We start from the raw sequence: 8,439 nt of genomic DNA on the forward strand, positions 1-8,439 counted from the left end.
GATATGGGTAGGATTATGCCAGTTGGGATTGGACTATACAGTCTATCAGAGCGGACTCTTTTCTATTTATAGTACTCCTTATTTTACTTCGAAAGACATTCCGGTTCGCACCATATTCATCGGTAAAGAAGAGAAACTGATTGGTTCCCGCAATGGATTATTCTACATTGACGAACGCAACGGTCATGCTATCAAGTATTCTTCCCCGCAATTACGTTCCAGTATTATATCCTGTAGTTACGCTTTGCAAGGTAAGGTCTACATCGGTACATACGGCGGTGGAATGTATGTGTTTGATAGGGAAACCAAGAAAATAGACGATTTTGAGCCGGGAAGGCCGATGCCTTTTGTGAACGGTCATATATTCTGTATTACTGCCGACAAGGATCATAATTTATGGATAGGGACATCCAATGGGGTTTACCGTTATAAGGACGGGAAATTATCGAAACATTTTTCCAGTGATAATTCGCATTTGCCGGAAGGGAATATCTATGTGATCTACTTTGATTCCACCCTTAAAGGATGGATATGTACAGAAAATGGCATCTGTATATGGGATCCTCTTTCCGACTCTATGAAGACAGGTGTCTTCCCTGAGGGATTTGTGGATAAAGAGAAAATATGTGGGATGTATGAAGATTCGGACCATCAACTTTATTTTTTGCCGTACAAGGGAGATATCTTTATCTCAGATGTATCCATGAGCCGTTTCCGGAAGATGCAGGCTAATACCCCTTTGGAAGGAAAAGATGCAATGTTCATGATAGAAGATAAGGAAGGGTGGCTATGGATAGCAACGAATAACGGATTGTACCGGTATGATAAGAAAGATACTTTTATTCCTTATAGTTTTGCGGATGGAATACCGGGACCGGTATTTCTAGCCTGTAACCCGGTGATAGATGAGAGTGGGGTGATATGGTTTGGGAATGCCAGAGGACTGATTGGCTTATCGGTTGATTGGAAAAATGAAGAGAACAAGTTGGATTATAAAACAGTCATCTCTGCTGTTCATGTGAATGGGCAGGAAGTGCCCGGGGCAGGTCTGACCGTTAAAGATGGCGTAAGAGAGTTGTCATTGGATGCTTCGCAGAATAATGTAACTATCTACTTTTCCGGATTTACCTTTACCGATCCTGCTTATATGGCTTATGAATATCAGATGGAAGGAGTGGATAAAGATTGGCGGGTTCTGACAGGAAAATCTGAAGTCACTTATTATGATCTGTCTTCGGGTAACTACCTTTTTAAGGTTCGGCGTATGGGGAATCCTAAGTCCGAAACATGCCTGCGTATTCATATGCAGATATCCGTAAACTGGTATGGCTATGGAATTACTTTGGCGGTAATCATACTGGCGGCTTTATCAGCTTATTATTTGTGGAAAAGGAAGTTACAGAATAAGGAAACTGCCCGTTTTTTGCGTGTGCCTGAAGAACTCCGGTTATCCGGTAAGGGGATGGAGGACGCTGATTTATCAATGGAGGAAAAATACAAAACCAGTAATTTCTCCGAAGAAGAATGTAAGCGTCTGACGGAAAAACTGAAAAAAGTAATGCGGGAAGAGAAGCCGTATACTAATCCTGAACTAAAGATTGCGGATTTGGCTTCGATCATTGGAGTTCCTTCTTATACTTTGTCTTATTTGTTTAATCAATACCTGAAGAGAAATTATTATGACTATATCAATGATTACCGCATTGCCGAGTTTAAATCTTTGGTGAGTAAGGGTGAACACACAAGATACACATTGAATGCTTTGATGGAGTTGTGCGGGTTTAGCTCGCGAACTTCTTTCTTCCGTTATTTTAAGAAAGTAAATGGCATTACTCCGAGTGAATATATCAAGAGTCTGGAGGATACTCAAAAGTAAAATAAAATAGTTTTTCTCTCTTCCTGCGTCTCATATAATAAATTGAGACGCTTTCTTTTATGTTGCTAATTTCTTGTATGATAGTCTGTTATCTGCATACTTTGTCCGCCTCTATAGAGTGGAATATATAGGAGGTGAAGATGAGGCTTTTTTTGATTTCTGCGCTCTATATTTGCAGCATAAAGTTAATCAAAAATATATGGAAATGAGAAATACAGTGATAACTTCCGACCGATTGATAGCCGATTCCTACATAGCCTATCACCACTTGGTATATCTTTATATATATCGTAAAGTGAATAATAAAGCGGAAGCAGAAGACTTGTCACAAGATGTATTCCTTCGTTTGATGGATTATAATCAGATGCTTTGTAAAGAAACAATCAGGTCCTTTATTTTTATCATTGCCAGTAATCTGGTGAATGATTTCTTTCGTCGCTTTTATAGAACTCAGGCCCTTACACCTTATATATATGAATATACGATGGCACGTACTGATGATACGGAAAGCCGCGTGATTGCTAATGACTTATTGTCTCGCGAGAAGTATAAGTTGAGTTTGCTTCCGCCCCAGCGTAAAACGATTTATGCGATGAACCGCTTTGAAGGTAAGACGGTCCGGGAAATTTCACAAGAGCTTAATCTTTCGCAGCGTACGGTTGAGAACCATCTGTTTATCAGCCGTAAGGAAGTGCGCGAGTACATAAAACAATGCATCTAATTAGATAATGTCGATATCAATAGTGTTAATTTTAAATTTATAAATTATGAAGAGTGAATTTTTGAAATTCTCGTCGAAAAGAATCTTGTTCTCTACGGTGGTGACTTCTGTCCTTATGGCGGGTAGTCCTCTGGAAGTATTTGCGGCCGATGCCACTGAAGTGCAGGCTGTGATGCAAACCGGTACTGTAACCGGTCAGGTAGTGGATGCCAAAGGTGAACCCGTAATTGGTGCCAGCATCTTGATAAAGGGAACGGGAACCGGTATAATTACGGATATAAATGGTAATTTTACAGTGAGTGCATCGCCCGATGCCACTTTGGTCGTATCTTTTGTGGGATATAAAACGCAAGAAATATCCCTTAGCGGTAAAAAGAATATTAAAATCATTCTGCAAGAGGATTCTGAACTGCTGGACGAAGTGGTGGTTGTGGGTTATGGTACTCAGAAGAAAGCGACGTTGACTGGTGCGGTTGCATCGGTTAGTGGGGATGTGCTGGAGAGCCGTCCGGTATCCAATACTGCTATTGGGTTACAGGGACAGATTCCGGGCTTGACCATTACGCGTACTTCGGCCCGCCCGGGTGATGAAGATATGACTATTCAGTTGCGTGGTGCTTCCTCTACCAATAAGGTGGAACCATTGGTAATTATTGATGGAGTTCCTGCTATCAGCAATACGGAATTCAGTTCGTTGAATCCCAATGACATTGAGAATGTATCAGTACTGAAAGATGCATCGGCAGCCATCTATGGAGCACGTGCGGCAGGTGGTGTTATTTTGGTGACGACGAAAAAGGGAAAGAAGGGTGACAAGCTGAGAATTTCGTATAATGGGATGGTTACAGCCAATACTCCTGCCAATATGATACCGCTGGCAGGTATGAGAGATTTTGCTTCGACCATGGCGGAGGCTTCTTACCAGGATTTTGTAGAATCAGATGGGAATGGAGGGGAAGTCATTACACAACGTTACGTCAACGGGCAAACCTGGAATAATGTATTGGCAGTAGGTGGTAAGACACCCCATGCCGGTGTCAGTTTTGATGATACCAATCTGTTGGTAATTGATAAAATGGCACTTGGAGATCCGTTTACTTACGTGGATACTAATAATCTGATACATTATTATGAGTCAAATAATTGGTTGGATTTACTTTATGGTACCACCTGGAGCACTCAGCACAATATCGGTATTCAGGGTTCCAGCGAACGTGCACGTTGGTCGGCATCTTTGGGATATGCTGATGACCGTTCTGTTATTATAGCTACAGACGACGGTATCAAAAAATACAATGCACGTATGAATGCGGACTATGATATTACTAAGTGGCTGGTATTCAATATGAATATTTCTTATAGCAATCGTTATAAAGACAGCCCGCTCGATGGGCTTGATGGTAACAACTCTGGTATGTATGATGCGCCTGCGGCACCGGCCTATACTCCTTCCGGAAATTATTATGATTTCTATGTTTGTGGGCGTTCTCCCTTATCGGCTATGCAGGCCGGTGGACGGGCAAAACAAGAATTTGAGACATTCCGTTATTCCAATACGTTGACAGCCCAGTTGACCAAGGACCTGAAAGCAACCGGTTCTATGTCGTTCATTAAGAATAATAATGTGCAAACTGAGTATAAGACAACATATTATGTAGGAGCGCCTTATGCCGTAAATATAGAAAAGAACGGAAATGGAGAGGTGATAGGATATGACGTGAATGAGCAGTTGAATGTAGTCAATGCAGGGACAAAGAGCTATGCGCAGGAACGTAGCCAGCGCACTTTCTATGAAAATTACTCCTTGCAACTGGATTACAATCATACATTCGGCAATGTGCATAATGTAGCTGCCATGGTTGGTGCCAATGCTGAGAAGAGAACCTACAAGAACGTGACGGCCAAACGTACGGATTTGTTATACGACGGTTTGTTTGACCTGAATACCGGATCGGCAGGATCAACCAACCAAACAGTAACCGGCGGTTCTAATGCGCAAGGATATATATCCTATCTGACTCGTTTGAATTACAATTATGCAGGGAAATATATGATTGAGGCTTTGGGACGTCGCGACGGTACTTCTAAATTTCATGTAGACTACCGTTGGTGTAACTTTGGTGCCGCCAGTGTAGGATGGAGAATCTCTGAAGAGAATTTTGTGAAGAAGAATGTAAAATGGCTGGATAATCTGAAATTGCGTGCTTCTTATGGTGTCACAGGTGGTGCGGTGAGCGAATTGGGCAACTATGACTATCTGTCTGCCATCACGCTGAGTACTTACTACTTCAATGGTGGTCAGGAACAAATTGCTTATCTTTCTAAAATGACCGACTACTCACGTACCTGGGAGAAATTGCAAAATCTGAATATCGGTGTTGACTTTGCCCTGTTTGGTAACCGCCTGACCGGTAGCTTCGATTGGTATCAGAAGAAGAACAATAATATGCTGGTTTCCCTTACGTATCCGGATGTATTGGGAACAAATCCAGCAGCCACTAACGATGCAAAACTCCGTGTGAAAGGTTGGGAAGCCGTAATTGGTTGGAACGACCGTGTAGGAAAAGTGGATTATTGGGTAAGTGCTTCTTTGAGTGACGCCCGTTCCATGGTGGTGGATTATGCAGGAACGGATACTTGGACAGCGGGTCTGGTGAAAGTACGCGAAGGTTATCCGTTAAATTCATTGTTCGTTTACAAGACTGACGGTTATTTTACCTCGTATGATGAGATTGCTGATTACTACAAGCAATATGCCGGAAACAGTGCCTTGGCCAAAGTAGCGCAAAGCAGTGCAAGCACTCATCTGCGTCCGGGCGACCGTAAGAAGGTATTGATTCTTGATCCTGACAATGACACGACAAATGGAAAAGGGAATACCGGAGCTGGAGACGTTTATCACTATGGCGATTCGGACCCTCACTTCAACTTCGGTCTCAATGCGGGAGCTAGATGGAATAACTTCGATTTTTCTTTATTTGTGCAAGGAGTGGGAAAACGTAACATTCTGCGTGATACAGGTATGAACACATGTGCTTTCTATGTTAACTATACCAATATCCTGACCACTCACCTTGATACATGGGCTTGGGACAATCAGAATGCTGAGTATGCCCGTCTTTCTTTGCAGCAGGATAAGAATAAATGGAATGTAGACAACAATGATACTGCCATTCAGAACGCATGGTATGCCCGTCTTAAAAACATTACTGTCGGTTACACCATTCCTTCTTCCATCACAAGTAGATGGAAGATAGAGAAACTGAGATTTTATTTCTCGGGCGATAATGTAGCAGAAATCACAGGTCTGTCGGACGGATATGATCCGGAAAAGGGAACTAGTGCAAGAACCACCCTTCCTTTCAGCCGTAGTTGGACGCTTGGTGTTGATTTAACTTTCTAATTATTAACTGAAAAATTAAAGAACATGAAAAAGATATTATTTGCGATGACTGCAACCGCCATAGTGTTGTGCGCGACTTCTTGCTCGGATTATTTTCTGGATCTGACTCCTACAGACCAGCAAACTGAAGCCAACTACTACAAAAGTGCGAAGGAATTTGAAGTGGCAGCCAAAAGTACTTACAGCTTTTACGGATTCAAAGATATGTCGGAGACGGTCAACGGGACTAAATATACCAGAACCTTCTATGACATCATGGATAATAACTCCGACATCATCAGCGGGGTACATTCCATAGCGGCCGGCACGCAGGCTGCATCTACAAACGATGCTTACTGGTCATTGTGCTATGCTAAAATCCGTAAGTGTAACGTTGTTATCGAAAAGGGTGATGAATATAGCGGTACGGATGATATCAGTGCCTCACTTGCCATAGCCCGCTTCTTTCGTGCCTACCAGTATTTCTATTTACTTCAGCGATTTGGCGGTGTCCCCATCGTTACAGAATCTCTTTCATCTACTTCCGGTGAACTGTATGCCCCTCGCAACTCGCGTTATGAGGTTGTGAAGTTGATATTGGACGATCTGGATTATGCGATTCTTCACCTTTCGGATGAGGCTGATTATGACGGCAAAGTGAGCCGGCAAGGTGCACAGGCCTTCAAGGCACGGGTGCTGCTGTTCGAAGGTACATGGGAGAAATATGTAGGTGTCACCACTGATGGGAATGGAACTTCGGAGGGAGCCGGAAGTAGCAAACCTTCCGATTATCCAAGTGTGGAAAGCATGCTGACCGAAGCGGCTTCACTGGCCAATGAAATCATTGTATCCGGAAAGTATGAATTGTGGAATGCCAAAGGTACGGCGTATGAAAGTATTGCCTATAACTACCTTTTCAATTTGGAGGATGAGGATACGAATCCGATGGGTTTCAAGAAAGATAAGAATCATGAGTTTATTCTCCAGATTGCTTATAACCATGATGATAACCGCATTGCCAAAAATGTCACCAAGTCTTTGGGAGGTGATAATAACCAGGCTAGTGCCATCACCATCAAGATGATGAATATGTTCCCTTGCACCACGGATGGTTTGCCCTATCTGTATTCCAAGGACTACAACGGATATGATAAACTGACGGATATTTTCGATAACCGCGACTCGCGTCTGACCTCATGCGTCAAAAGGCCGGGAGATATCTATTATTTCATGGGATCGAACGGTGCGGATAGAACTACTTATGCCAAAGCCGATTATGTGACGGTTTTTGACTTCCCTTCGGCATGTACTCCTTATTATCCCATTGTTCTTAATGCCGGGTATACGGGCTTTCAGAATCGTAAGATGTGTTCGGAGCGCAAAGATTATAGAGATGAGGATGAAGGTTATAACTATCCTGTACTTCGTTTGGCAGAAGTTTATCTGATATATGCGGAAGCCAAATGTGAGCTGGGGAATGGTGCCATCTCTGATGAAGATCTGAATAAATCCATCAATCTGCTGCATGATCGTGCCGGATCTGCCCGCATCAGTAATGCATCCGTGGCACAGGCCAACGCCAACTATCTGGCCAATACCGGTAAAGCCGGAAATATGACGGTGCTTGAACTCATTCGCAATGAGCGGGCTGTAGAATTACGTAATGAGAATTTACGCCCTTATGATTTGTTGCGTTGGGGAATTGCCGAAGAAGTATTGAACAGTAACCGCTCGGGCATTGTGGTGAAGAATCCTGACGGAACAGATACGGAGCTGGTAACGTTCAGCTATGAAGGAGGTGGAAATACTCAGGCCTTATATTCTTCGGCTGCTGCCGTATATGGTTTTGAAACATTGGAAGATGGCTCAAAGGCGCTGATTATCAACGATAAGTCTCAGTTCAATATGCAACGTAAAAATTATCTGTATCCGATTCCTCTGTCGCAGATTCAGTTGAACCCGGCTCTGTTGCAGAATCCTGGATATTGATAGAAGAGTAGTTTACCGCTAAAGAAGATATACATGGTAAATGCTTGACCGATAAAACAGAAATACTCAAAAAGCAACGTCTCCTGAGTGCTTTTGAGTATTTCTGTTCATGTAATTGTATTAGTGCAAATAGAACATATATAGTATGAATGTTATTAGAAAAATCATTTTCCTGACTACGCTGTGTGGTGTGGTAAGTGGTCTGTGTGCCCAGAATATATCAATTTCTACCACTAAAACCTCCTTGGTACTTTCGGCTCCGGTCGGGGAGGAATTGAAATATATATATTATGGCAGTAAACTGTCGGAGGCGGATTTCCGGGCAATCAACAGTGCTGAGAAAGGTAATTTATCCGCTTATCCGGTCTATGGCTTGAATTGTCCGTCTGAAACTGCTCTGGCCGTACAGCACAGCGATGGCAGTATGGCGCTTCGCCTGGAAGTGGTGAACGTAGAAACCAGTCGGCAGAA

Annotated in this window: 4 protein-coding genes and 1 pseudogene; all 5 read left to right on the forward strand. The window is 42.9% G+C overall.

Annotated features, from left to right (window positions below; genetic code table 11):
• Positions 1–1,876 (forward strand): helix-turn-helix domain-containing protein (locus BACCELL_RS12320; RefSeq protein ID WP_007212134.1); only part of this gene is annotated, 1,876 nt, incomplete at its 5' end.
• Positions 1,877–2,081: 205 nt separating this feature from the next.
• On the forward strand, positions 2,082–2,597 hold the full coding sequence (locus BACCELL_RS12325; protein WP_044153816.1) for a sigma-70 family RNA polymerase sigma factor: 516 nt from the start codon (positions 2,082–2,084) through the stop codon (positions 2,595–2,597).
• Positions 2,598–2,643: 46 nt separating this feature from the next.
• Entirely contained in the window at positions 2,644–6,000 is a 3,357-nt protein-coding gene (locus BACCELL_RS12330; protein ID WP_007212136.1) for a SusC/RagA family TonB-linked outer membrane protein, read from the forward strand.
• Positions 6,001–6,024: 24 nt separating this feature from the next.
• Complete coding sequence (locus tag BACCELL_RS12335) at positions 6,025–7,968, forward strand: RagB/SusD family nutrient uptake outer membrane protein (protein WP_007212137.1); 1,944 nt, start codon at positions 6,025–6,027, stop codon at positions 7,966–7,968.
• Between the two features lie 145 nt (positions 7,969–8,113).
• Positions 8,114–8,439: pseudogene (locus BACCELL_RS26850) on the forward strand (alpha-galactosidase); the annotation flags it as partial.

It is taken from the genome of Bacteroides cellulosilyticus DSM 14838, from assembly GCF_000158035.1.
GTDB lineage: Bacteria > Bacteroidota > Bacteroidia > Bacteroidales > Bacteroidaceae > Bacteroides > Bacteroides cellulosilyticus.